Source organism: Marinobacterium arenosum (assembly GCF_019795155.1).
GTDB classification, from domain to species: Bacteria; Pseudomonadota; Gammaproteobacteria; order Pseudomonadales; family Balneatricaceae; genus Marinobacterium_C; species Marinobacterium_C arenosum.
Genome location: NZ_JAILYN010000058.1, coordinates 1 through 21,657 on the forward strand (window position 1 = coordinate 1; position 21,657 = coordinate 21,657).

Sequence of the window (21,657 nt, forward strand, 5' to 3'; positions counted from 1 at the left end):
AGCCACTTTCGTGTTGCCGACAAGGCGAGAGCGGCGTTATCCCCGGGCATTAAAGAGCTGCCCATGCCGCTACCCCGTGAGAAAGAAAAATGCCAGTCAGTTGGCTTAACTGACTGGCATTACCCGAAGGTGCGTTTTTTTAGTCTGAAAGCTGTGACTTACAGCTTGCCGGACTCTTCAGACAGGTAAGCGGCAACGCCTTCCGGAGAAGCGGTCATGCCTTTGTCGCCTTTGTTCCAGCCAGCCGGGCAAACTTCGCCGTGCTCTTCGTGGAACTGCAGGGCATCTACCAGACGGATCAGTTCGTCCATGTTGCGGCCCAGCGGCAGGTCGTTAACGATCTGGGAGCGCACGTTGCCCTCCTTGTCGATCAGGAACGCGCCACGGAAGGCAACACCGGCATCGTGCTCTACGTCGTATGCCTGGCAGATTTCGTGCTTCACGTCAGCAACCATGGTGTATTTGACCGCGCCGATACCGCCGTCGTTCACCGCAGTGTTACGCCATGCGTTGTGGGTGAACTGGGAATCGATGGAAACGGCGATCACTTCGACATTGCGCTCAGCGAACGCGTCCATGCGGTGATCCAGAGCGATCAGCTCGGACGGGCAGACGAATGTGAAGTCCAGCGGGTAGAAGAAGACCAGGCCGTATTTGCCGTTGATGGCTTCTTTCAGGTTGAAGTTGTCAACGATGGAGCCGTCGCCTTTAACGGCTGCAGCGGTAAAGTCAGGTGCTTGCTTACCTACGAGTACGCCCATGGTATTCAAATCTCCGTTGATTGGATTTAAGCGATTAGGAATTCAACTATAGGTGAAGGGCGAGTCTAATCAACCCGCCCGCCGCGATAGTTTGCGGTTATTCGGATGCGCCTTCTTCATCCCGAATGGCGTGCTGTTTGATCAGCTCGGCCAGTTCGCCGGTGGCGGCCATTTCGCAGATGATGTCGCAACCGCCGACCAGCTCGCCGTTGACCCACAGCTGCGGGAAGGTCGGCCAGTTGGCATAGTTCGGCAGTTCGGCGCGGATCTCCGGGTTTTCCAGGATATTGACGAACGCGAAGCGCTCACCGCAATTCATTACAGCTTCGACCGCGCGTGAGGAGAAGCCGCACTGCGGGAAACGGGGGGTGCCTTTCATGTAAAGCAGGACCGGGTTGTTCTCGATCTGCTCTTTGATGGTGTCGATTACGCTCATTCAACTACCCTAAAGCTTTTGTTCGCGATAACCCACCGGCCAGGGCCGGCGGCTGTGGCGAGAAACATACCACATATCCGAACATTATACTGGGTTATTGTATAGTTGGATTTGCCAATCAAGTCGATAGTCTCCAGCTATGGTCGTAGAAATTACGCTTCGAAGTGGCTATAGAAAATGGCACGCCGCTGCACTCTGATTGCCGCACTGGAGGAAATTTTGATCTTGCGACCAAAGTTTACTCCAGGCGACCCGAATGTTGTTGCCAAACGCCGGAGAGGGGCCTAGACTCGGTTGTTTTTCCCGGCAGCTCTATCGCTGCCTTTTTACGTTGTGGGGGATAGGAACATGGTTGTTGAACCCATTATGAACACCTATAACCGTCTATCGGTGGCCTTTGACCACGGCGAAGGGGCATGGCTGTACGATACCGACGGTAACAAGTATCTCGACGCACTGACCGGTATCGCGGTCTGTGGCCTGGGGCACGCCCATCCGGCGGTGACCCACGCGATCAGCGAGCAGGCGGGGCGTCTGATCCACACCTCCAACCTCTATACCATTCCGCTGCAGCAGCGGCTGGGCGAGCGGCTGAGCCGCATCGCCGGCATGGACAATGCATTTTTTTGCAACTCCGGTGCCGAAGCCAATGAGGCGGCGATCAAGCTGGCCCGACGCTACGGCCACGGCAAGGGGATCGACAACCCCTGCATCATCGTCATGGAGAACAGCTTTCACGGCCGCACCCTGGCGACCCTGAGCGCCACCGGCAACCGCGCGGTGCAGGCGGGCTTCGAGCCGCTGGTCGGCGGTTTCGTCCGGGTGCCCTACGACGATGTCGACGCGGTTCGCCAGGTGGCGGCCCATAACGCCAACGTGGTGGCGATCCTGGTCGAGCCGATTCAGGGTGAGGGCGGGGTGCATATCCCGGCCGGCGATTACCTGAACCAGTTGCGCGAGATCTGCGACCAGCAGGACTGGCTGCTGATGCTGGACGAAGTGCAGACCGGCAACGGTCGCACCGGCCACTATTTCTGCTACCAGCACAACGGCATCCTGCCGGACGTGGTGACCACCGCCAAGGGGCTGGGCAACGGCGTGCCGATCGGCGCCTGCCTGGCGCGTGGCAAGGCCGCCGAGGTGCTCGGTCCGGGCGCGCATGGCTCCACCTTCGGCGGCAACCCGCTGGCCTGCGCGGCGGCGCTGGCGGTGATCGACACCATCTATGACGAAGAGCTCTGCCAGCGGGCCACCGAGCTGGGTGATCGCATCGCCGACGGCTTCCGTCGTCAGCTGGCCGATGCCGACTATGTCAAAGAGGTGCGCCACAAGGGGTTGATGATCGCCATCGAGCTGACCGAGGCGGGCGCCGAGCTGGCGGTGCTGGCGAAGGTGAAAGGGGTGTTGCTGAACGTTACCGGCGCCGGCCGGGTGATCCGTATGCTGCCACCGCTGATCCTGTCTGACGCTGAGGCGGACCTGCTGGTCAATACCGTTTCCAAACTGATTCAAATTTATGCTGCAGATGAGGGTGCCGATAGCGCCTAATAGTTGATTATGAGTACAAGACACTTTCTGACCCTGAACGATCTGAGCCCGCAGGAACTGCAAGAGGTCGTTCAGCGGGCGATCGAACTGAAGCGGATGCAATACGAGGGCGAGCTCTACGAGCCGTTCAAAAACCAGGTCATGGCGATGATCTTCGAGAAGGCCTCCACCCGTACCCGGGTCTCCTTCGAAGCGGGCATGGCGCAGTTCGGCGGCCATGCGATGTTCCTGTCGCCGCGCGATACCCAGCTGGGTCGAGGCGAGCCGATCTCCGACAGTGCCCGGGTGATCTCCAGCATGGTCGATATCGTGATGATCCGAACCTTCAGCCACGCGGTGGTGGAGGAGTTTGCACGCCATTCGTCGGTGCCGGTGATCAACGCGCTGACCGATGAGTTTCACCCCTGTCAGCTGCTGGCCGATATGCAGACCTTTGCCGAACAGCGCGGCAGCATCCAGGGCAAGACCGTGGCCTGGATCGGTGACGGCAACAACATGTGTAGCTCCTATATCAATGCCGCGTGCCAGTTCGACTTCCAGTTGAACGTTGCCTGCCCGGAAGGGTTTGAGCCGGATGCCGAGCTGGTGCAGGCCAATGCCGACCGGGTCAAGGTGCTGCGCGATCCTGTCGAAGCGGTCAAGGACGCTTCGCTGGTGGTGACCGATGTCTGGGCCTCGATGGGCCAGGAAGAGGAGCAGCAGCAGCGCGAGCAGGCGTTTGCCGGTTACCAGGTCAGCCCGGCGCTGATGGATCGGGCGGCCGAAGAGGCGATCTTCATGCACTGCCTGCCGGCCCACCGTGGCGAGGAGATCAGTGAAGATATGCTGGACGACCCGCGTTCGGTCGCCTTCGATGAGGCGGAAAACCGCCTGCATGCGCAAAAGGCGTTGATCGAATTCCTGCTTACCCGCTAAGGTAACGGCCAGTGGCGTGCTCTGCGCCACTGGCCGCCTGGCGCGGCTATACTTCCTCCATCTGTCTTTGTCGTCTGTGTCTGTAGGGAGACTGTCAATGATCGAACTGCGTCATCTGAAAACCCTTTCGGCCCTGCGAGACGCAGGCAGTCTTGTGGAGGCGGCCGAACGGGTGCATTTGACCCAGTCAGCCCTGTCGCACCAGATCAAAGACCTTGAAGACCGCCTTAACTGTTCGCTGTTTATCCGCAAGACCAAGCCGATCTGCTTTACCAGCGCAGGCCAGCGGTTGTTGGCCCTGGCGGACGACGTGCTGCCGATGATCCGCAATGCCGAGCGGGATATCGCCCGACTGGCCGGCGGCGAAGCGGGGCGGCTGAATATCTGTATCGAGTGCCACAGCTGTTTCGACTGGCTGATGCCGACCATCGATCACTTCCGTCAGCACTGGCCGGAGGTGGAGATGGACCTGTCCACCGGCTTCAGCTTCCAGCCGTTGCCGGCGCTGGCGCGCGGTGATCTCGATCTGGTGATCACTTCCGACCCGGAGCCGCGCAACGGAATTGCCTTTATTCCGTTGTTCACCTATGAGTCGATGCTGGCGATGAGTAAGCAGCATCCGCTGGTGGCGCGCCGCTTCGTGCAGCCGGAAGACCTGGAAAATGAGACCCTGATCACCTATCCGATCGATCATGGCCGGCTGGACGTGTTCAGCCGCTTCCTCGATCCGGCCGGGGTCGAGCCGGCGCAGGTGCGCACTGCCGAACTGACGGTGATGATGTTGCAGCTGGTGGCCAGTGGTCGGGGGCTGACCGCACTGCCGAACTGGGCGCTGTATGAATACCTGGAGCGGGATTACGTGGCGGCCCGCTCGCTCGGCGAGAAGGGGCTCTGGTGTACGCTCTATGCGGCGATCCGCGAAGACCAGCAGCGCGCCGAGTTCATGGTCGACTTCCTCAATACCGCCAAGGAGGTGACCGCCCAGACCCTGAAAGGGATCAAGGTCGCCTGATAGGCGTACCATCTGAGCGGGGGCTATATCTCCTGGCGCTCAAGCCGGGTGATCACCGCATCGAGACCGCTGCATAGATACTCTTCGATCTGACTTAGGGCCTGCAACACCTGCTTGCGCTCCATGCCGAGTACCACGAACGACCATTGTGCGCGTTGGTGCAGGTCCCGGTAGCCGCTTTCGCACAGCGCGATATCACTGCGTTTGCCGAACCGGTCGCGGATGCCGAGCAGGCGATGGCGCTTCTCCTTCAGCGAGCGGCAACCGCTCAAGTGGAACTCGACCTCCATCAGCATGATCACCATCGCCGGCTCCGGGATATGTCAGGGCTCTTGAAGTTTAGCCGCTGGGCCAAGCGGCTCTCAATGGCTGTTTATACGGGATTTCGGTGTTCCTGCTGCCACTGGTCGATCACCTCCTGGGCGGCGCGAAACGCTTCCTGCGCCGCCGGCGCGCCGCAGTAGACGATCGAGTGCAGCAATACCTCCTGGATCTCCGCTACGCTGCAGCCGTTGTTCAGCGCGCCGCGCACATGGCCCTTCAGCTCGGTTGGCGCTTTCAGGGCCGCCAGCATGGCGATGGTGACCAGGCTGCGGGTCTGGCGGGGCAGGCCGTCGCGCTGCCAGGTCGATCCCCAGGCGTGTTCGTTGATCCAGTCCTGCAACGGGGCGGTCAGCTCAGTGGTGTTATCGATGGCGCGCTGTACGAAGGCCGCGCCCATCACTTCGCTGCGAACGTTCAGGCCGTTCTTTCTATCTTGTTCTGACATCGTTGGTTTTCCTTGGCTCAAAAGGAGCCCTAACCCTACCCGGAACGCCGTAACAAGGCGAGTGACGGGGTTGTTTCGCGCTAGATAACCCGTACACTTTTCGCTATGCACAAAGCGCGTCCCAGAGCCCTTACCGCACCCCGCCAGAGGGCGTAGAATAGGGCGCAAGCGCTTCTATTAGTACCTGCCTGTAGCCATTGAGAGGCACAGGCCCGATGACAGGATTCCCGATGCAGACTTGGACCCCGAACAGCTGGAGAGATAAACCGATCAAGCAGCAGCCGACATACCCGGACGCTACTGCGCTGAAAGATGTTGAGCATCAGCTCCGCAAACTGCCGCCGCTGGTGTTTGCCGGCGAGATCCGCTCGCTGCGCGAGCAACTGGCCAACGTGGCCGAAGGGCGGGCTTTTCTGCTGCAGGGCGGGGACTGCGCGGAAAGTTTTGCCGAGTTCAGTGCCGATAAGATCCGCGATACCTTCAAGATACTGCTGCAGATGGCGGTGGTGATGACCTTCGCCGGCTCCAGCCCGGTAGTCAAGATCGGCCGGATGGCCGGCCAGTTCGCCAAGCCGCGTTCCGCCGACACCGAAACCATCGAGGGTGTCGAGCTGCCGAGCTACCGCGGCGATATCATCAATGACAACGAGTTCACCGCCGAGGCGCGGGCCGCCGATCCGCAGCGGATGCTGCGCGCCTACCACCAGGCGGCGTCCACCCAGAACCTGCTGCGGGCGTTCGCGCAGGGCGGTCTGGCGGACCTGCACCAGGTGCACCGCTGGAACCTGGGCTTCGTCGAGAAGAGCCCGCTGGGCGAGAAGTACCAGCATCTGGCGTCGCAGATCGACCAGGCGCTGGCGTTTATGGAAGCCTGTGGTATCCGTGCCAACACCACGCCGCAGATCCACGAGACCACCGTCTACACCTCGCACGAGGCGCTGCTATTGGGTTACGAGGAGGCGCTGACCCGTCAGGACAGCCTGACCGGTGGCTGGTACGACTGCTCGGCGCATATGCTGTGGATCGGCGATCGCACCCGTCAGCCCGATCATGCCCATGTGGAGTTCCTGCGCGGCGTCAAGAACCCGATTGGCGTCAAGGTGGGGCCGACCACCGGGGTCGATGACCTGGTGCGTCTGATGGATACCCTGAACCCGGAAAACATCCCGGGCCGGCTGACGCTGATCGCCCGGATGGGGGCGGACAAGATCACCGAGCACCTGCCGCAGCTGGTGCGGGCGGTGAAAGCGGAAGGGCGCAGCGTGGTGTGGAGCTCCGACCCGATGCACGGCAACACCATCAAGGCATCCAGCGGCTACAAGACCCGCAGCGTCGATGCGATCCTGCGTGAAATGAAGGGCTTCTTCGAGGTGCACCGGGCTGAAGGCACCCATGCCGGCGGGGTGCATTTCGAGATGACCGGTCAGAACGTTACCGAGTGTATCGGTGGCGCCTACCAGATCACCGAAGAGGGGCTGTGCCGCCGCTACGATACCCAGTGCGATCCGCGCCTGAATGGCGAACAGGCGCTGGAGCTGGCGTTCCTGATCGCCGATACACTGAAAGCGGCACGGGGGTAAGTGATGGATAGAGCAGCCGAACTGGCTCAGCTCCTGGAAGAGCTGACCGCGGAGATGCAGGCGCTGGGGTTGTGGGAGCTGCAGCCGCCCTCGCCGCAGGCGCTGGCCAGTACCGAGCCGTTCTGCGTCGATACATTGAACTTCAGCCAGTGGCTGCAGTGGGTGATGTTGCCGCGTTTCGAGCAGATGCTTGCCGAGGGTATGCCGCTGCCGCAGAACTGCTCGATCCACCCGTTCGCCGAGGAGGCGTTGAAGGAGCACCCGGCGGACACCCGCCAGTTGCTGGTTTTGATCGAGCGGATCGACCTGACCCTGACCATTCATCACTGATAGGCAGTGTTTGTTCGGCCAGACGCTTTCTTGGTGCTGGCCGGATTCAATCCGGCTGGTAGTGAGCGGCGGATAGCTGCTCGACCAGCCAGTTCACGAAAGCCCCGGCGGGACCGTCCCGCGCGGGGTTTTTTAATGACAGCACCACGTAGTCCGCGCCGCTGTCGATAAAGCCCCAAGGGGCCACCAGGTGGCCCTGGTCTATATCGTCCCTGACCAGTGGTTCCGGGCCGATGGCGATCCCCAGCCCCGCCACGGCGGCCTGCAAGCTGAAATAGAAATGATCGAAATACTTCTCCGCGCCGCTGTCCACGGTTTGGCCGCTGCTGCCTAGCCAGTGTTGCCAGGCCTCCGGGCGGGTACGGCTGTGCAGCCGTTCGGCCGGTTTGCCCTGTAGCCGGTTCAGGTAATCCGGGTGGCAGACCGGGCCGACCCGCTCCCGCGCCAGCGGGGTGACCCAGTAATCTGCCGGCCATTGGAAATCCGACCGACGGATCGCCAGGTCCAGGTTCTGGGCAGCCAGGTCCACCGGTCCGCCGGCCGTCGACAGCTGCACATCCAGCTCGGCAAAGGACTCATGGAAACGTCCGAGTCGTGGCATCAGCCAACGCATGGCGAGGGTGGGTTCGCAGGAGACCGCCAGCCGCTGGCAGGCCTGCTCTGTCCGTACCTGTTCGCTGGCTTCGGCCAGCTCCTCCAGCAGGGCACCGGCCCGTTCGGCGAAGAAGCGCCCCTTGTCGGTCAGGTAGACGCGCCGGTTTCGACGTTGAAACAGGGCGACACCGAAATGCTGCTCCAGCTGTTGTACTGCCCGGCTGACGGCACCGTGAGTCAGGTTGAGCTCCCGGGCCGCTTTGCTGAAGCTCTGGTGTCGGGCGGCGGCGCAGAAGCTGACCAGCGGGCCCAGTGGCGGCAGGTTGGCTGTCTTCATATGTGTGAATAATCCTCACAATATTATTGATAGAGTTTCGATTTTTAGTCGAGGTTTATCAATAGATAATCGACCTGCAATGTTAATTAATGTGAGGTTTTTTATCCAAATGGAATGGCAATCTCAGCTGACCCTGGTGGCGGCAATCACAATGCTGGCGGTGATCAGTCCGGGGCCGGACTTTGCGGTCACCACCCGTAACAGCCTGATATATGGACGACGGGCGGGGCTGGCGACCGCCGCCGGTATCGCGGCGGGCATCTCGGTGCATATCTGCTACACCCTGCTGGGCTTGGGTTATCTGATGTCCCAGGCCGTTGGGTTGCTGGAGTTGATGCGCTATCTTGGCGCGGCCTACCTGGTCTGGTTGGGTGTTTCGTCGTTGCGCCCTGGTTCAAGCGAGGCGGTGGGGCGGGAGGGGGCTGGCGCACAGGGGTTGCTGCCGCTGCGACAGGCGTTCGGCCATGGCTTTCTCTCCAATGCATTGAATCCAAAGACCGCGTTGTTCTTTATCGCGCTGTTCAGCCAGGTGGTTGACCCGGCCACGTCGCTGCAGGTGCAGGGAGGATTCGGTCTGTTTATCGCCTTGGCGCATCTGCTGTGGTTTGCCCTGGTGGCGCTGCTGCTGACCCATGTCCGTTGCAAGCGGTTTTTCGATAATGCCCGCAGCTGGATCGAACGGCTGGTCGGCGTCTGTCTGCTGGGGCTCGGTATCAAGGTGGCGCTGGGCAGTTAGGTTGTGGTGGTGGGCTGTTTCGGTCGTAGTCTTGTGGCAGTGGGCGTGGTATGCGCTTTGAGCGTTGGCCGGGTTCGGTCACGGTTGACCGATTATGGTGCTGATTGAACTAGCACGGGTCGCGGCTGAAGCTCCTCCTACAGGTTATGGGCCTTGTAGGAGATGTAATAAAGCCGCGACCAATGTCTTCAACGGTACCGGGGGTTGTTGATATAAAAAGCACTGACATCTGTTATCAGCAGAGCGCCAGGTAAGGGCCTGCGATATCAAATCCGATGGCAATGTCCGGCCAGCTGGTCGATTAGTCCGGCATATTGCTCCCTTAATGACGACCAGCTGAACCGGTCGACCGCAGGAGCGCGGGCCCCTTCTTCTCGCAGCCGCTGTGCTTGCGCCATCAGAATATCGGCGGCGGCGCAGGCCTCCTGTTCGATATCCGAACCGCAATCCTGGTAAAGGTATTGCGCCTCGAACAACCCTGGATAAGCCTGCCTGTTTGGTAATACCGGAAGGCAGCCGGCGGCGACCGCCTCCAGTACAGACAGTCCTTGAAATTCGTGGGTGGCGGTGGACAGCACGATATCACCGCCGTGCAGCCAGGCGCGGTACGCCTGTTTGCTGGCGGCATAGCCGAACTGGTCCAGCCGGTGGTTGAATTCGGCGGCAATCTGATCGAACTCCGCCGGCGTGTGCCGAAAGCGTTCGCCAAGGATCGCCAGCCGGTAATCCAGGCCGCGCTGCTCCAGTTGCTTCAGTATTGCCAGCAGTCGGTCAGGCCCCTTGTCGAACTCCCAACGTGCCGCCCAGACGATTCGCACCGGTCCGGCGCTATTTTTAGCGTGCCATGGATGCTGCGGGTCGATGTCGGAAGGTGGCTGGAAATGCTGGTCTGCCAGCGGTACTGGCAGTACCTGAGAGTGTTCGGCCAGCCGTTCCGGCAGGCCGGGCGGTACCTGGTCGGGCAGCTTCTTCAATAGTTGGCGAGAACCCTCGATCAGGCTGTCGCGGTTGAAGGCGCTATTGAACAGGATCCGGTCGGCGCACAGGGCGGTATACAGGTTGAGGATCTGCGGCTCGACGCTGTTTTTCTCGCGCCCGGAGCTCGGGTAGGCGAACTGATTCTCATGGAAATAGACCAGCGTCGGCGTGTTGGCCAGGCTCGGTACCAGGCCGCGCAGTGCCGACAGGTCGGTCATCGAGGTGGCGATCACCAGGTCGTATGGTCGCGACAGGGTCTCCCGCTCGCCGAACGCCCAGCTCAAGCTGTTGCCACGCAGCCGCCAGGCGAAATAGCGTGCCGGCAGGGTTAGTACGGTCCAGTCAAATTCCGGGAACTGGGCGGTCAGGCCGCGGTGCCAGTACTGGTGGCTGGCGGCATCGTAGGCGGACAGCAGCAGAATGCGCATGGGTGATATCCGATCGGTTGGGGCGGCCGCTATTTTAGCAGCGCGCTGTCCGCTGGGCAGGGTATTTTAATACCGTCAATCAGCCATCGGTGCTGGTAGTGGCTTGTTGCCGGATCAGCCGCTTGACCGCTTGTGCCACCTGTTGCTGGATATGGGCTTTCAGGCTGATATCGAAGGTATGCAGCTTCTCGGTAATCGACTGGCCGATCGGGGTGCTGCGAAACTCCGCTAGTACCCGCAACTCCTCGCTGGTGAACTGTTCTACCAGATGCTGGCGGGTCAGGCTTTCGATCTGTTCCATGTCGACGGTGCGGCGGGCCAGTTCGATGAACGGTTGGCGTTTCGCGGTTGGCAGTTTTTGCGCCAGCTCGAGAATCAGCTCTTCGGTCAGGCTGTGCAGGTTGGTAACGGCCAGCACCTGATTGGCGGCGCGAAGTTGTTCGGGGGAGGGTTTCGCTGTAGCGGCGGCATGGCTGGTCCAGCTTCCTGCAAGCAGGGTCAGCGCCAGGATCAATCGCTTCATCGATACTCCTTATCAGTCGCGAATGAGTGGAGAGATGAGTATAAAACAAACAGTATCGGAGAATCAGTAGCTTGGCGTGATGATCTGTCGGTTCGGGATTTGGTGATGGGGGGGCGGGCTAAAGGTGGCGATACGGCTGCCAACTGCAAGTTTATTGCTGGCGTAGGTATTTCCCGGTAATTAGTGCAAAACACAACAAAAAAGGAGCGCCGGGGCGCTCCTTTTTATTCACAGATCATCTGCTGCAAGCAGCAGACAGCGGATGCTTAGCTCTTCTGGCTAGCCATCTGCTGCTTGATCAGGTCACCGATGGTGGTCGGGCCGGCAGTCTCAACTTCCTGGTTGCGAACAGCGTCCAGGGCAGCTTTTTCTTCTGCCTGGTCTTTCGCACGGATGGACAGGTTGATGTTGCGGTTGCGACGGTCAACGTTGACGATCTTCGCTTCAACGCTGTCGCCAACGCTCAGTACGGTAGAGGCGTCTTCGGTGCGCTCTGCAGCGATTTCGGACGCTTTCAGTACGGCTTCGATGCCTTCAGCCAGCTCAACAGTTGCCGCGCGAGCGTCAACAGCGATTACCTTACCGGTAACGATAGAGCCTTTCTCGTTGGCAGCAACGTACTCGGAGAACGGATCGCTTTCCAGCTGCTTGACGCCCAGGGAGATACGCTCTTTCTCAGCGTCGATGGACAGGATAACAGCTTCGACCTCTTCGCCTTTCTTGTACTGGCGCAGAGCGGCTTCGGAGTCGGCTTCCCAGGTGATGTCGGACATGTGAACCAGGCCGTCCAGCTCGTCTTCCAGACCAACGAAGATACCGAAGTCGGTGATGGTCTTGATAGTGCCGGTTACACGGTCGCCAGCAGCGAACTTCTCAGCGAAGGTCACCCACGGGTTGTTGGCGCACTGCTTGATGCCCAGGGAGATACGACGACGCTCTTCGTCGACGTCCAGGATCATCACTTCCACTTCGTCGCCGATCTGAACGACTTTGGACGGGTGGATGTTCTTGTTGGTCCAGGACATTTCGGAAACGTGTACCAGGCCTTCCACGCCATCTTCGATGGATGCGAAGCAGCCGTAGTCGGTCAGGTTGGTCACGCGAGCCTGCACCTTGGTGCCAGCCGGGTAGCGCTGCTTGATGGCAGCCCACGGATCTTCGGACAGCTGCTTCAGACCCAGGGAGATGCGACCGGTTTCCTTGTCGAACTTGATGATCTTGACGGAGATCTCGTCGCCCGGGTTCAGCATTTCGCTCGGGTGAGAGATGCGCTTCCACGCCATGTCGGTGATGTGCAGCAGGCCGTCTACGCCACCCAGATCGATGAAGGCGCCGTAGTTGGTCAGGTTCTTGACGTAACCCTTAACAACCTGGCCTTCTTCCAGGGTGCCCAGCAGCTCTTCGCGCTGTGCACTGTTCGCTTCCTGCAGAACCGCGCGGCGGGATACCACCACGTTGTTGCGCTTCGGATCCAGCTTGATCAGCTTGAATTCCAGCTCTTTGCCTTCCAGGTGGTCGATGTCGCGTACCGGACGCACGTCAACCAGAGAACCCGGCAGGAAGCCCTGGATGTTGTTGATGCTGACTGTGAAGCCACCTTTGACCTTACCGCTGATGAAGCCCTTAACAACTTCTTCGTCGTCGAATTTCTGCTTCAGAACTTCCCAAGCTTCAGCGCGCTTAGCTTTCTCGCGGGACAGACGGGTTTCACCGAAGCCATCTTCTACGGCTTCCAGGGCAACCTTAACCTGATCGCCGACCTGGATTTCCAGTTCGTTGGCGTCGTTCAGGAACTGTGCGCGCGGGATAACGGCTTCAGACTTCAGGCCGGCGTTGACGGTAACCCAGTCGCTGTCGATATCGACAACTTCACCCATGACCAGGGTGCCCGGAGTCATGTCTACGTTCTGGAGGGATTCTTCAAACAGTTCAGCAAAGCTTTCGCTCATGTAAATGTCCTATAGCTACGGCCAGCAGGCTGACCGTGTAACCTGTAGCGTCGGTCCACAGGGTCTGTTGAAATTAAGAGATGGATGCACAGGGCCGACGATGCATCCGGTTGTTCAAATAGAACTAAGAGCGCAAATTATACAGGCAATTTGCCGGTAGTGACAGGAGAAATGGCGATTGCCGACCGTTGCCGCGCTGTCGGGCAGCGGCGCCAGCGAGTGTCAGCTCTGCTGGCGTTCGGCTTCGAGGGCGCTGAACAGCGCGCTCTGGCAGGGTTCCAGCACGGTTTCCAGGTCCTGGCGCAAAATCGCCGGGATCTGGCTGTCGTCGCCGGAGCGCAGGAAATAGGCGATCTGGGTCAGCTCCCGGCGGGAGTTGGCGGCGATATCGACACCGTCGCCGACACAGAATGCGTAGGCCGGGAAGTATTTTTCCACCAGCGCCTGGCGTTCCTCTTCGGTCAGGATCATCCGGTAGCGACCGATGAACTTGCCGTATTCGATGGCGGCGGAGCTGGACATCACCTCGATCTGCAGGGTGCTGAAGCGCTCGGCTTCCTCCATGTTGACCAGCATTTGGGTCATCAGACCTTCGACCACCTGCTGCTCTTCGGCGGCGTTCAGGGGGGCGAAGCGCTCATTGGTTTCCTTGTAGGCTTCCAGCTGGGCTATCTGCTGTTTCAGTGCGTCGATCTGCTCGCGCAACTCCCGGTTGGCCTGGATCAGTGAGTCACGGTCATCCATCAATCCCTGGATCACTTTCTGTGACGGGGTCAGTTTGTCTTCGGCGAAGGTGGCGGGCTGCTGCTTGGCGCCCAGGTTGCCGGTGGTTTCCGAATAGAAGTCGCGGGGAATCACTACTTCGCCGAACTTTTCCAGTTCGACCTGGTTTTGCTCATGGGTCGCCATCATCGTCGGATAGACGAACAACCAGCCGGCGGCGCCCAACGAACCGAGAATGAAAAGGGTGATCAGCAGGGTCAGCACCTTGCGCACAGCATAGATTCCTCAGCCGGATTCGAACGAAGTCTTGGCTCGCCGCCGGCCGATCTGTCGGGCGCGACGGCGACTGGGTCTAGCTTACTGGCGAGCCGCTGCGTATTTCAACGTCAGATCGATCAAATCGACCAGGATGCGGCCGCTTTCTGCCAGGATCGCTTCGGATTCCGGATTGATCGGTCGGCCCTGGGCATCCTCTTTCCGTTCTTTTTCCAGTTCCGACAGCTTGCTGACCGGCGGTTGCTGCTTGGCAATGCGGCGTCGATTTTCCGAGCCCAGCTGCCAGTTTTCCGCCTCGTCGCGTTCCGCTTTCAGGGTCTGCTCGTTCAGTGACATCAGGTCCTCGTCGCGCAGCTCGGCCAGCCGCTGAACCTGTTCGCGCATGAAGATGAAGTCCGGGTCATTGGCGGCGCGCTGCTCGTGGCGCTTGATCAGTTCATCCATAATCGGGTTGATACCGATAAAGCGGCCGTGCCGTACCGGGCGAACGGTATCCCAGGCAAGGGCGCCGTCCAGCGCGCTTTCGCCGATATCCTCGCTGTCGTACAGGGTCGGGAAGCTGATATCGGGCTCCACCCCCTTGTGCTGGGTGCTGGCACCGGAGATCCGGTAGAACTTGGCGTGGGTCAGCTTCAGCTGGCCGTGATCGAGCGGATGTAGCGCCTGTACGGTGCCCTTGCCGAAGGTCTGACCGCCGAGCACGATGCCGCGCTGGTAGTCCTGGATGGCGCCGGCAAAGATCTCCGAGGCGGACGCGGACAGTCGGTTGACCAGCACCGCCAGCGGGCCTTCGTAGGCGATCTTGGCATCCCGGTCGCCGAGCACGTCGATCCGGCCGTTGGTGTCCTGGATCTGTACGGTCGGGCCGCGATTGATGAACAGGCCAACCATCTCGTTTGCTTCGCGTAGCGAACCGCCACCGTTATTGCGCAGGTCGATGACGATACCGTTCACCTTCTCCTGTTTCAGCTCGGCGATCAGCTTCTCGACGTCGCGGCTGGTGCTCTTGTAGTCCTCGTCGCCGCGCTGCAGGGCGGCGAAGTCGATGTAGAAGGCCGGTACCTCGATCACCCCGATCTTGAAGGTGTTGCCGTGGAAATCGATATCGATCACCCGTTTGTGAGCCGCCTGCTCCTCAAGTTTTACCTTGCTGCGCTTGATCTTGATGATCTTGCGTTGGTGACTGTCCTCGGCGTCGGCCGGGATCACCTCCAGTCTGACGGTGCTGTCCTTCGGGCCGCGGATCAGTTGCACCACTTCGTCCAGTCGCCAGCCGACCACGTCTTCGATTTCACCATCCTCGCCTTGGCCGACGCCGACGATCAGGTCGGCAGGCTGCAGCTGGCCGCTTTTATCGGCCGGTCCGGCCGGTACCAGGCGAACCACTTTGGTGTACTCATTTTCTCGCTGCAGGACCGCGCCGATCCCCTCCAGCGACAGGCTCATGTTGATCTGAAAATTCTCAGAGCGCTGCGGTGAGAAGTATTGGGTATGCGGGTCGTACAGTTCGGTCAGGCTGTTGGCGTAACGCTGGAAGACATCCTCGCTGTTGATCTGTTGCAGTCGCTCCAGTTGGCCGCGGTAGCGTTTCAGCAAGGTGTCGCGGGCATCTTCCAGCGGTTTGTCGGCCAGCTTCAGGTTCAGCAGTGCGCTCTTGACCCGCTTGCGCCAGAGTTCGTCCATCTCCTGCTGGCTGGCGATCCAGGGGGCATCGCTGCGGTCGGTGTCCAGTGATTCGTCGACATCGAAGCGGAAGCTGTCGAGATTCTCCTCCAGCAGGCGGATACTGTATTGCAGTCGCTCTTCGGCCAGACCCAGGTAGCGGTTGTAGATCTCGTAGGCCTTGCTCAGGTCGCCTCTCTTCAGGTCGTCATCCAGCGTTGAACCGTAATGTTCGAAGCGGTCGATATCGCTGAGCATGAAGTGGCTGCGCGAGGGGTCCAGGTCGTCCAGGTAGGCCTGCAACAGGCTGCTGGACAGATTGTCGTCCAGCGCCTTCTGGGCGTAATGGCCGACCTGCAGCCCTTCGACGATCTCCATCGCGGTGATCTTGTGGATAGGCTCGGGAGACAGTTGCAATGCAGCCGAAGCGACGGGCGAGCCGGCCAGCAGCAGGGAGGAGAGAACGACGGCGCCCAGGCGCGGAAAAAAGTAATTCGGCATATTTGGGAACGGCTTCGATTAGTTAGGATGGCTGACGAATATGACCCCTGTTTCTGTGCGCAGTTCCAGAGTCTCGATTCGCCGAGTGTAGACATCGGGGCTGCTGATGTAAAATCAAGCACTTGTCTGCTTGAAACTTGAAGGGAAAACCCTATGTGGAAACGGATCGCGGTGCTGGGCCTGTTGGCCGGCCTGCTGATCGGCTGTGGTGACGATGCCGAGGAGGCACGCTTTCGCCAGCAGCTGAAAGAGCGCGCATTGAATGATGAAATAAGCCGGGCAGGGGCGCAGTTCCTGGCGGAGAACGCCCGGCGAGCGGATGTGGTGGTGCGCGACAGCGGCCTGCAGTACCGGGTACTGAGCAGCGGCAACGGCGAGTCACCGGGACTGCTGGACACCGTATTGGTGCACTACGAGGGGATGCGGATCGACGGCGAGACCTTCGACAGCTCGTTCGCTCGCGGTGAGCCGGTCAGGTTTCCGCTCAACCGGGTGATCAAGGGCTGGACCGAGGCGTTGCAGCTGATGCGGGTCGGTGACGAATGGATGCTCTATATTCCGGCCGAACTGGCCTACGGGGCGCGCAGCCCCAGTGACAAGATTCCGCCCAACTCCACCCTGATCTTCCGGGTGCAGCTGTTGGGCGTTGATAGAGCGCAGGAGTGATGCGACATGCAGCAAGCGTTTAATACTGAACTGATAGAATTTCTGGCGGCGTCGCCGACGCCGTTTCATGCCGTCGAGCAGATGGTCAAGCGGTTGCAGGCGGCCGGTTTTCAACGGCGCGATGAGCAGGCCAATTGGGAAACAGAGGCGGCAGGCCGTTACTACACGGTACGCAATGACTCCTCGATCATCGCCTGGCAGATGCCGGCCGATGGCGATCTGGTCAACGGTGGGCTGCGGATGGTCGGTGCGCATACCGATTCGCCCTGCCTGAAAGTGAAACCGGAACCGGAGCTGCATCAGAAAGGGTACTTCCAGCTTGGCGTCGAGGTTTACGGCGGTGTGCTGCTTAATCCCTGGTTTGACCGCGACTTGTCGCTGGCCGGTCGGGTCAGCTACCGCAACGGTGGCGGCAAGCTTTGCTCGGCACTGATCGATTTCCAGAAGCCGGTGGCCTTTATCCCCAGTCTGGCGATCCACCTGGACCGCGAGGCCAATCAGCAGCGGGCGATCAACGCCCAGACCTATCTGCCGCCGGTGTTGGGCCAGTACGGTGAGAAACCGGACTTCCGCCAGCTGCTGGCCGCGCAGTTGCAGCAGCAAGGCGTGCAGGATGTCGATCGGGTGCTGGATTTCGAACTCTGCTTCTACGATACCCAGCCGCCGGCGCAGGTCGGTTTGCATGGCGAGTTCGTCGCCTCGGCGCGGCTGGATAATCTGCTCAGCTGCTTTATCGGCCTCAAGGCGCTACTCGATGCCGACACCGACCAGGGCGCCTTGCTGGTCTGCAATGATCACGAGGAGGTCGGCAGTATGAGTGCCGCCGGTGCCCAGGGGCCGATGCTGAAACAGTTGCTGGAGCGCTTGCTGCCGGAGCCGGAGGCGCGCAACCGGATGTTGGCCCGCTCGGTGATGATTTCGGCCGACAATGCCCACGGTGTGCATCCGAACTTTGCCGATAAGCATGACGGTAACCACGGTCCGCTGATCAACCGCGGCCCGGTGATCAAGCTCAACGCCAACCAGCGTTACGCCAGCAACAGCGAAACCAGTGCGCTGTTCCGTCACCTGGCGGAGCAGGAAGAGGTGCCGGTACAGTCGTTCGTGGTGCGTACCGACATGGCCTGTGGCAGTACCATCGGCCCGATCACGGCGGCGGAGATCGGCGTGCGCACGCTGGATATCGGCGTGCCTCAGTTCGGCATGCACTCGATCCGCGAACTGGCCGGCAGCGAGGATGCCTGCAACCTCAGCCGGGTATTGAGCCGCTTCTATCGTCAGCCGCAGGTTTGAGGCTGGCATCGGGGGCGGAGCCCTGTAGGGCTCCGTCCGGGGCGCTACCATCGACAGGATTGGCACCGTCCGTGGGTGTCGCCCTCGGAGCGGGCTGCTACGACGCGAGGGGCCTGTAGCAGTGGGTTCCGACCGCGAAAGGATTGGCACCGTCCGTGGGTGTCGCCCTCAGAGCCGGCTGCTACGACGCGAGGGGCCTGTAGCCGCGGGTTCCGACCGCGACAGGATTGGCACCGTCCGTGGGTGTCGCCCTCGGAGCGGGCTGCTACGACGCGAGGGGCCTGTAGCAGCGGGTTCCGACCGCGACAGGATTGGCACCGTCCGTGGGTATCGCCCTCGGAGCGGGCTGCTACGACGCGAGGGGCCTGTAGCAGCGGATTCCGACCGCGACAGGATTGGCACCGTCCGTGGGTATCGCCCTCGGAGCGGGTTGCTACGACGCGAGGGGCCTGTAGCAGCGGGTTCCGACCGCGCCAGGGTTGGCACCGTCCGTGGGTGTCGCCCTCAGAGCGGGCTGCTACGACGTGAGGGGCCTGTAGCCGCGGGCTCCGACCGCGACAGGATCGGCACCGTCAGTGGGTATCGCCCTCAGAGCGGGCTGCTACGACGCGAGGGGCCTGTAGCAGCGGGTTTCGACCGCGACAGGATTGGCACCGTCCGTGGGTATCGCCCTCAGAGCGGGCTGCTACGAACTGGTATCCCGTCGCGGCGATTTCCACCGTAACGGGGTGGGGCTTACGGAAACAACGTTACAGATTGTCGCGGCGGATTTTGTGCAGTCGTCCGTAGGCCTGCAGTAACCGACTGTGCTGGCCGAACTGGCGCAGGTCGCCGTCGTCGCTGGGCAGGTCGGTAAACAGTTGTTCACCGGTCAGCATCGCCCGGCAGCGGCTCAGCAGCGGCTCGCCGTACAGCTGTTCAAGCACCGGCTGGTATTGCTCCAGCGGCCGGCTCTCATCCAGGGTGAATTTCAGGCATTGGTTCAGGCAGCGGTGTAGTTCGGCGCGCTCGCCGCTGAGCTGGCCCTGCTGCAGCGTCCAGTCGCTCCATTCGCGGGCGCTCTCCAGCTCGCCGCGGGCCAGCGCCAGCAGGCATTTCAATTCACCCACCCGTAGGCTTTCGAAGCTGCTGCCCGGGTCGGCCAGGATGCCGATCAGCTGCGCAACGGGCTGCTGGTCGTCGTAACCGGCCTCATCCAGCTGTTCGAACAGCTCGGTACAGGCTTTCGGCGACAGGCTGCCGAGCTGCAGGCAGGCGTCGCGTACCGTCTGGCCGGCATTGCTGTTATTGAGCTGCAGGGTATCGACCGGCTGGATCTCCGACATGCCCGGCACGATGATCCGGCAGCTGTAGATCCCCAGATGCTGGTAATCGGCGATATAGATATCCATATCCACCTTGTGGATCAGATAGCAGAGGTGGTCGAACTCCGCCCGGCTGTCGCCTTCGGTATTCCACTCGGTAAATCGGTAATCCGGGGCGTTGCCGATCAGGTCCCAGGCCACGGCGCCGGTCGAGTCGCTGAAATGGCGGGTCAGGTTGGCCGGGTCGGCTACTTCGCCGAGGTCGAAGGTCGGTGGCTGAAAGCCGTGCAGCTGGTCCAATGTGCGGTACTGCAGCAGGTTGGTCAGGGTCCGCTCCAGCGCCACCTCGAACTTCGGGTGCGCGCCGAAGGAGGCGATGCAGCCGCCGTCGGCGGGGTTCAACACGGTCAGGTTGACCAGCGGGAATTTGCCGCCCAGTGAGGCGTCGTTGATGAGGGGCACCAGGCCGTGCTGGCGCAGGGTGTCGAGCGCCTGCACTACCTGCGGGTAGCGGGCGATCACCTCGTCGGGAATGCGCGGCAGGGTGATGCCGGCCGACAGGATGGTGGTCTTGATATGGCGCTCGAAGATCTCGGACAGCGCCGCGACACGCGCTTCCCACTGGTTGTTGCCGGTGGCCAGGCCGTTGCGCGAATAGAGGTTGCTGATGACATTGACCGGGAACCAGACCCGCTCGCCGGTTTTCTGGCGGGTGAACGGCAGCGCACAGATGCCGCGGGCGGGGTTGTCGGTGTTCAGGTCGACCAGCTGCCTTGGGGTCAGCAGGTCGTCCATGTTGATATGCTGTAGCGACGGGCCGTCCAGCAGTCCCTCCGGCAGGGTGCCGCCGTTGAACGGGAACCAGCGCTCCTCGGGGTAGTGCGCGAACTCGGCGTTGGCGTAGCGATTGCCGAAATGGAAATTGGCAAAGAACTGGTTGCAGCTGATGCGCTCAAAAAACTCGCCCAGCGCACTGGCCAGGGCGGCGTCGCGGCTGCTGCCCTTGCCCCGGCTGGAAAATGCCGGGCAGTGGCGGTCGCGCAGCCGTACCGACCAGACGTTGGGCGCGGGGTTCTGCCAGCGGCTCTCTTCCAGCTCGAAGCCGAGCCGGCGCAAGGCGTCTTTCAGGCGGTGGATCGAGGCGTCCAGTGGGCTGTCTTTTCCGGGGATCTGGGTCATGGCGGCCTCGTCAGTCGGCAGGTTTCAGATCGTCGATGGCGACGCCCAGCTCGCGCGCCAGGCTACGCCAGATCGCGTCACCCGGCTGGCGTTCGCCGGCTTCGATCTGCTGCAGGTAGAGCGGACTGATGCCGACGCCACGGGCCAGGGTTTTGTCATCCAGCCCTTTCTGCTGGCGCAGCTGCTTGATCCGCGCGCCGCCGGACAGTCGCTGGTCGGCTTCCGGCCCGATCGACGCTGCGGCCGTTACGGGAGGAGTACGTTCAGGTGTCGGCCGGTTTGTCTCGCTAGGCATGGGCGCGGTTTGCGGTGTACGGGCGGCGGCCAGCAGCTGCTGATACTCGGCGTAGGGCAGAATGGCGTATTCCGGCTCGCCGTCTTTCATTATTACCTGAACGTTCATTACTACCTCCATCTATACCGATCGGCGATTATAGCCGATTCTGGTCGGCGGCGTTGCATACCTCGTTGTGTCCGGTTGGCTGCGGGTAGGTATAACTGTTTAAATTTATTTGAAAAAGTATTCTTACAAAGGGGTTGACGACCCCGGGGTTGGTCATTAATATTCGCCGCCACGGTTGAGGTGTTCCTCGATAGCTCAGTTGGTAGAGCAGTAGACTGTTAATCTATTGGTCGCTGGTTCGAGTCCAGCTCGAGGAGCCAGCCTTAACCGGGAATTCATGCTGAAGTTCCTCGATAGCTCAGTTGGTAGAGCAGTAGACTGTTAATCTATTGGTCGCTGGTTCGAGTCCAGCTCGAGGAGCCAACTTCATTCAAAGCAGGAATTCCTATTGGAGATCCTCGATAGCTCAGTTGGTAGAGCAGTAGACTGTTAATCTATTGGTCGCTGGTTCGAGTCCAGCTCGAGGAGCCACTCCAAGTCTCTATGGTATCGGAGCATAGCGCAGCCTGGTAGCGCATCTGGTTTGGGACCAGAGGGTCGCAGGTTCGAATCCTGCTGCTCCGACCACCTCTCTCTTCTTTCTTTTAGTATCATCTCTTTTCGCTGGCTCTCTGTCTGGTTTGCGTGCCTGTCTTGCTGGCTGCGATGTTCTCCAGATTTGTCAGCGCGCTTCTGCGCGGCTGCCCCGTGGTTGATGGGCGGTTGCTCTCGATAGGTAGGGCGTTCAGGAAAACGGTTCGCCCGGGCGCCGTTT

General features: G+C 60.8%; 21 protein-coding genes and 4 tRNA genes. 13 read left to right on the forward strand and 12 right to left on the reverse strand.

The annotated features are described in order from the left end of the window. The coding region (locus tag K6T12_RS18790; RefSeq protein WP_222224427.1) for a hypothetical protein at window positions 1–189 on the forward strand (189 nt) is incomplete at its 5' end. Here the strand turns inward: K6T12_RS18790 and K6T12_RS18795 are convergent. Both K6T12_RS18795 and grxD read right to left on the reverse strand, forming a co-directional pair. Continuing rightward, complete coding sequence (locus tag K6T12_RS18795; protein WP_222224428.1) at window positions 159–761, reverse strand: peroxiredoxin; 603 nt, start codon at window positions 759–761, stop codon at window positions 159–161. The genes K6T12_RS18790 and K6T12_RS18795 overlap by 31 nt on opposite strands. A gap of 97 nt (window positions 762–858) precedes the next feature. Next, on the reverse strand, window positions 859–1,197 hold the full coding sequence (gene grxD / locus K6T12_RS18800) for a Grx4 family monothiol glutaredoxin (protein ID WP_222224429.1): 339 nt from the start codon (window positions 1,195–1,197) through the stop codon (window positions 859–861). A gap of 348 nt (window positions 1,198–1,545) precedes the next feature. On the opposite strand from grxD, the gene K6T12_RS18805 reads away from it, so the two are divergent. The 3 genes from K6T12_RS18805 to K6T12_RS18815 all read left to right on the forward strand — a co-directional run bounded on the left by K6T12_RS18805 (window position 1,546) and on the right by K6T12_RS18815 (window position 4,672). Beyond that, window positions 1,546–2,745, forward strand: a complete 1,200-nt coding sequence (locus K6T12_RS18805; RefSeq protein WP_222224430.1) for an aspartate aminotransferase family protein — start codon at window positions 1,546–1,548, stop codon at window positions 2,743–2,745. Between the two features lie 9 nt (window positions 2,746–2,754). Further along, the gene (gene argF / locus K6T12_RS18810) at window positions 2,755–3,660 is read left to right on the forward strand and encodes an ornithine carbamoyltransferase (protein ID WP_222224431.1); all 906 of its coding nucleotides are present in this window, start codon (window positions 2,755–2,757) and stop codon (window positions 3,658–3,660) included. Window positions 3,661–3,757: 97 nt separating this feature from the next. Next, window positions 3,758–4,672, forward strand: a complete 915-nt coding sequence (locus K6T12_RS18815) for a LysR family transcriptional regulator (RefSeq protein WP_222224433.1) — start codon at window positions 3,758–3,760, stop codon at window positions 4,670–4,672. A gap of 23 nt (window positions 4,673–4,695) precedes the next feature. On the opposite strand, the gene K6T12_RS18820 is transcribed toward K6T12_RS18815, so the two are convergent. Together K6T12_RS18820 and K6T12_RS18825 are read right to left on the reverse strand one after the other, a co-directional pair. Beyond that, window positions 4,696–4,977, reverse strand: a complete 282-nt coding sequence (locus K6T12_RS18820; protein ID WP_222224435.1) for a DUF503 domain-containing protein — start codon at window positions 4,975–4,977, stop codon at window positions 4,696–4,698. A 68-nt stretch (window positions 4,978–5,045) separates the two neighbouring features. Further along, window positions 5,046–5,441: a carboxymuconolactone decarboxylase family protein gene (locus K6T12_RS18825; protein WP_222224437.1), complete on the reverse strand. Its 396-nt coding sequence runs from the start codon at window positions 5,439–5,441 to the stop codon at window positions 5,046–5,048. 230 nt (window positions 5,442–5,671) lie between these two features. Here K6T12_RS18825 and K6T12_RS18830 point away from each other — a divergent pair, with 230 nt between their 5' ends. Then, window positions 5,672–7,021 (forward strand): class II 3-deoxy-7-phosphoheptulonate synthase, encoded by a 1,350-nt coding sequence (locus K6T12_RS18830; protein WP_222224439.1) that lies wholly within the window; start codon window positions 5,672–5,674, stop codon window positions 7,019–7,021. A 3-nt stretch (window positions 7,022–7,024) separates the two neighbouring features. Continuing rightward, complete coding sequence (locus tag K6T12_RS18835) at window positions 7,025–7,351, forward strand: YqcC family protein (protein WP_222224440.1); 327 nt, start codon at window positions 7,025–7,027, stop codon at window positions 7,349–7,351. A 46-nt stretch (window positions 7,352–7,397) separates the two neighbouring features. Here the strand turns inward: K6T12_RS18835 and K6T12_RS18840 are convergent, their stop codons facing one another. Beyond that, a complete protein-coding gene (locus K6T12_RS18840; protein WP_222224441.1) occupies window positions 7,398–8,282 on the reverse strand; it encodes a LysR substrate-binding domain-containing protein in 885 nt (294 codons plus the stop codon). A 109-nt stretch (window positions 8,283–8,391) separates the two neighbouring features. Here K6T12_RS18840 and K6T12_RS18845 point away from each other — a divergent pair, with 109 nt between their 5' ends. After that, window positions 8,392–9,018, forward strand: a complete 627-nt coding sequence (locus tag K6T12_RS18845; protein WP_222224443.1) for a LysE family transporter — start codon at window positions 8,392–8,394, stop codon at window positions 9,016–9,018. Between the two features lie 266 nt (window positions 9,019–9,284). Here K6T12_RS18845 and K6T12_RS18850 read toward each other — a convergent pair whose 3' ends face one another. The 5 genes from K6T12_RS18850 to K6T12_RS18870 form a co-directional block, all read right to left on the reverse strand. After that, window positions 9,285–10,424, reverse strand: a complete 1,140-nt coding sequence (locus K6T12_RS18850) for a tRNA-queuosine alpha-mannosyltransferase domain-containing protein (RefSeq protein ID WP_222224444.1) — start codon at window positions 10,422–10,424, stop codon at window positions 9,285–9,287. Window positions 10,425–10,503: 79 nt separating this feature from the next. After that, window positions 10,504–10,947 (reverse strand): hypothetical protein, encoded by a 444-nt coding sequence (locus K6T12_RS18855; RefSeq protein WP_222224445.1) that lies wholly within the window; start codon window positions 10,945–10,947, stop codon window positions 10,504–10,506. Window positions 10,948–11,213: 266 nt separating this feature from the next. After that, window positions 11,214–12,896: a 30S ribosomal protein S1 gene (rpsA, locus tag K6T12_RS18860; protein ID WP_222224446.1), complete on the reverse strand. Its 1,683-nt coding sequence runs from the start codon at window positions 12,894–12,896 to the stop codon at window positions 11,214–11,216. A 222-nt stretch (window positions 12,897–13,118) separates the two neighbouring features. Then, window positions 13,119–13,892 (reverse strand): DUF3450 domain-containing protein, encoded by a 774-nt coding sequence (locus K6T12_RS18865; protein ID WP_222224447.1) that lies wholly within the window; start codon window positions 13,890–13,892, stop codon window positions 13,119–13,121. A gap of 84 nt (window positions 13,893–13,976) precedes the next feature. Beyond that, the gene (locus tag K6T12_RS18870) at window positions 13,977–16,058 is read right to left on the reverse strand and encodes a carboxy terminal-processing peptidase (RefSeq protein ID WP_222224448.1); all 2,082 of its coding nucleotides are present in this window, start codon (window positions 16,056–16,058) and stop codon (window positions 13,977–13,979) included. A gap of 153 nt (window positions 16,059–16,211) precedes the next feature. On the opposite strand from K6T12_RS18870, the gene K6T12_RS18875 reads away from it, so the two are divergent. Then, window positions 16,212–16,724 carry an FKBP-type peptidyl-prolyl cis-trans isomerase gene (locus K6T12_RS18875; protein ID WP_222224449.1) on the forward strand — a complete coding sequence of 171 codons (513 nt, stop codon included), beginning with the start codon at window positions 16,212–16,214 and terminating at the stop codon, window positions 16,722–16,724. A gap of 6 nt (window positions 16,725–16,730) precedes the next feature. Beyond that, window positions 16,731–18,017, forward strand: a complete 1,287-nt coding sequence (locus K6T12_RS18880) for a M18 family aminopeptidase (protein WP_222224450.1) — start codon at window positions 16,731–16,733, stop codon at window positions 18,015–18,017. 749 nt (window positions 18,018–18,766) lie between these two features. Here K6T12_RS18880 and ycaO read toward each other — a convergent pair. Next, on the reverse strand, window positions 18,767–20,500 hold the full coding sequence (ycaO, locus tag K6T12_RS18885; protein WP_222224451.1) for a 30S ribosomal protein S12 methylthiotransferase accessory factor YcaO: 1,734 nt from the start codon (window positions 20,498–20,500) through the stop codon (window positions 18,767–18,769). Between the two features lie 10 nt (window positions 20,501–20,510). Next, window positions 20,511–20,903 carry a helix-turn-helix domain-containing protein gene (locus K6T12_RS18890; protein ID WP_222224453.1) on the reverse strand — a complete coding sequence of 131 codons (393 nt, stop codon included), beginning with the start codon at window positions 20,901–20,903 and terminating at the stop codon, window positions 20,511–20,513. Window positions 20,904–21,087: 184 nt separating this feature from the next. Here K6T12_RS18890 and K6T12_RS18895 point away from each other — a divergent pair. From K6T12_RS18895 to K6T12_RS18910, 4 genes are all read left to right on the forward strand, one after another. Next, a tRNA-Asn gene (locus K6T12_RS18895) sits at window positions 21,088–21,163 on the forward strand. Window positions 21,164–21,190: 27 nt separating this feature from the next. After that, a tRNA-Asn gene (locus K6T12_RS18900) sits at window positions 21,191–21,266 on the forward strand. 32 nt (window positions 21,267–21,298) lie between these two features. Then, a tRNA-Asn gene (locus tag K6T12_RS18905) sits at window positions 21,299–21,374 on the forward strand. 19 nt (window positions 21,375–21,393) lie between these two features. Then, a tRNA-Pro gene (locus K6T12_RS18910) sits at window positions 21,394–21,470 on the forward strand. The last annotated feature ends 187 nt before the right edge of the window (window positions 21,471–21,657 follow it).

Bases quoted from the DNA above. Each gene is read 5' to 3' on its own strand.
- argF (WP_222224431.1), top strand. From the start codon at position 2,755: ATGAGTACAAGACACTTTCTGACCCTGAACGATCTGAGCCCGCAGGAA.
- K6T12_RS18845 (WP_222224443.1), top strand. From the start codon at position 8,392: ATGGAATGGCAATCTCAGCTGACCCTGGTGGCGGCAATCACAATGCTG.
- K6T12_RS18870 (WP_222224448.1), bottom strand. From the start codon at position 16,058: ATGCCGAATTACTTTTTTCCGCGCCTGGGCGCCGTCGTTCTCTCCTCC.
- K6T12_RS18840 (WP_222224441.1), bottom strand. From the start codon at position 8,282: ATGAAGACAGCCAACCTGCCGCCACTGGGCCCGCTGGTCAGCTTCTGC.
- K6T12_RS18795 (WP_222224428.1), bottom strand. From the start codon at position 761: ATGGGCGTACTCGTAGGTAAGCAAGCACCTGACTTTACCGCTGCAGCC.
- grxD (WP_222224429.1), bottom strand. From the start codon at position 1,197: ATGAGCGTAATCGACACCATCAAAGAGCAGATCGAGAACAACCCGGTC.
- K6T12_RS18855 (WP_222224445.1), bottom strand. From the start codon at position 10,947: ATGAAGCGATTGATCCTGGCGCTGACCCTGCTTGCAGGAAGCTGGACC.
- K6T12_RS18830 (WP_222224439.1), top strand. From the start codon at position 5,672: ATGCAGACTTGGACCCCGAACAGCTGGAGAGATAAACCGATCAAGCAG.
- K6T12_RS18850 (WP_222224444.1), bottom strand. From the start codon at position 10,424: ATGCGCATTCTGCTGCTGTCCGCCTACGATGCCGCCAGCCACCAGTAC.
- K6T12_RS18815 (WP_222224433.1), top strand. From the start codon at position 3,758: ATGATCGAACTGCGTCATCTGAAAACCCTTTCGGCCCTGCGAGACGCA.
- K6T12_RS18890 (WP_222224453.1), bottom strand. From the start codon at position 20,903: ATGAACGTTCAGGTAATAATGAAAGACGGCGAGCCGGAATACGCCATT.
- K6T12_RS18835 (WP_222224440.1), top strand. From the start codon at position 7,025: ATGGATAGAGCAGCCGAACTGGCTCAGCTCCTGGAAGAGCTGACCGCG.
- K6T12_RS18805 (WP_222224430.1), top strand. From the start codon at position 1,546: ATGGTTGTTGAACCCATTATGAACACCTATAACCGTCTATCGGTGGCC.
- K6T12_RS18880 (WP_222224450.1), top strand. From the start codon at position 16,731: ATGCAGCAAGCGTTTAATACTGAACTGATAGAATTTCTGGCGGCGTCG.
- rpsA (WP_222224446.1), bottom strand. From the start codon at position 12,896: ATGAGCGAAAGCTTTGCTGAACTGTTTGAAGAATCCCTCCAGAACGTA.
- ycaO (WP_222224451.1), bottom strand. From the start codon at position 20,500: ATGACCCAGATCCCCGGAAAAGACAGCCCACTGGACGCCTCGATCCAC.
- K6T12_RS18875 (WP_222224449.1), top strand. From the start codon at position 16,212: ATGTGGAAACGGATCGCGGTGCTGGGCCTGTTGGCCGGCCTGCTGATC.
- K6T12_RS18820 (WP_222224435.1), bottom strand. From the start codon at position 4,977: ATGGTGATCATGCTGATGGAGGTCGAGTTCCACTTGAGCGGTTGCCGC.
- K6T12_RS18825 (WP_222224437.1), bottom strand. From the start codon at position 5,441: ATGTCAGAACAAGATAGAAAGAACGGCCTGAACGTTCGCAGCGAAGTG.